This window comes from Streptomyces phytophilus, from assembly GCF_013870535.1.
Taxonomy (GTDB): Bacteria; Actinomycetota; Actinomycetes; order Streptomycetales; family Streptomycetaceae; genus Streptomyces; species Streptomyces phytophilus.
In genome coordinates this window covers 1-1205 of record NZ_JACBXC010001578.1, presented here as the reverse complement: position 1 = coordinate 1205, position 1205 = coordinate 1, and the positions used below count along the sequence as shown (strand labels likewise).

Annotated in this window: 2 protein-coding genes; one reads left to right on the top strand and one right to left on the bottom strand. The window is 73.9% G+C overall.

Features of this window, described 5'->3' with window-relative positions; all coding sequences use genetic code 11:
• Window positions 1-62: 62 nt before the first annotated feature.
• A complete protein-coding gene (locus tag H5J30_RS34380) occupies window positions 63-869 on the bottom strand; it encodes a hypothetical protein (protein ID WP_258563681.1) in 807 nt (268 codons plus the stop codon).
• A 171-nt stretch (window positions 870-1040) separates the two neighbouring features.
• On the opposite strand from H5J30_RS34380, the gene H5J30_RS37765 reads away from it, so the two are divergent.
• A partial coding sequence (locus tag H5J30_RS37765; protein ID WP_374101066.1) for an XRE family transcriptional regulator occupies window positions 1041-1205 on the top strand: 165 nt, incomplete at its 3' end.

The following is a 1205-nucleotide window of genomic DNA, read 5'->3' as shown; positions in this document are numbered from 1 at the left end:
CGCGCCGGGCGGCGGGTACGTCCGACCCGGCCTCCGGCGCGTCCGGCCCGTGGGTCATGGCGTTACGCATGGTGCACCTTCCGCTCGCTCAGGTCGATGACGAAGTCGCGGGTGTCGATCCACGGGCCGTCCTCGACCCGGGTGAAGAGCCGCACGCAGCGGTGCTCCCCGCACTGCTCCAGGCCGCCGGAGTCGCCCGGCCGCGCCGTATACGTCATCCCCTGGACCTGCAACTGCTCCGCGCCGGTCAGCTCCTTGCCGGTCGCCGCCTTGTAGTCCTGCCGCAGGCCGGCCCCGACGGGGCTGTCCACCAGCAGGTCGGCGGCGGCCTCCGCCTCCGGCGCGGCCGGCGGCGGCTGGGCGCCGGTGGACTCGACGGTGTCCACGACCTCGTTGCTCGTGAGGTTGACGCTCTTCTGGACGAGCATGTCCCGCGCGTAGTCGTAGAAGTACACCTCGGCGATCCGGTCGTCGCCGGCGCTCACCGAGGTGTCGGCGAGGTCGGTGTTGACGAGCTGCGGTACGCCTTCGCGCCCGCGGACCCCCTCGCTCTCCGTACGCAGCGGCCGGTCCCCGGCGAGCGCCAGCTCCTCGGCGCGCTGCTCCTCGTCCGGCGTCAGCGGGTCGCTGCCCGTGCCGGACTTCTCCGTCGGGAGCGGGGCGGTGCCCGGCCCCCCGTCGCCCGGCGTCCCCAGCGCGCCGGGCGCCGGCGAGGACGCCGACACCCCCGGGTCCCCGTCCTGTTGGTCGTCGCCCGCCGCGCCGAGCGGCACGGCCACGACGACGGCGGCCGCGGTGCCCGCGACGGCCGTCAACGCCCCCCACACGATGCGCTGTCGCGTGCGGCGGCCTCCCCCCGATGTGCTCATGGGAAGTCCCTTCATTTTGTTCGGTCCTGACCGATTAGATCGCTCGGAGCGTTGTTCAGCACCCCGTTTCGGCCCTTCCGAACAATCCGAGAGGGCCCCGGTACGGCGTCGGTGGCGCGGTTTATCGTGGGAGACGACCTGGGGGAGCAGGGGAACGAGGGGGGTCCGCCCATGGGGCGGCGGGAGAAGCCCGTGGATCCGTCCGCGGGCCCGGTCCAGCGTTTCGCGTACGAACTGCGCAAGCTGCGGGCCGAAGCAGGAGGACCGACCTACCGGCAGCTCGCCGCGCGCGGGCCGTACTCGGTGACGGCGCTGTCGCAGGCCGCCGCCGGCGAC

Bases quoted from the DNA above. Each gene is read 5' to 3' on its own strand.
- H5J30_RS34380 (WP_258563681.1), bottom strand. From the start codon at position 869: ATGAGCACATCGGGGGGAGGCCGCCGCACGCGACAGCGCATCGTGTGG.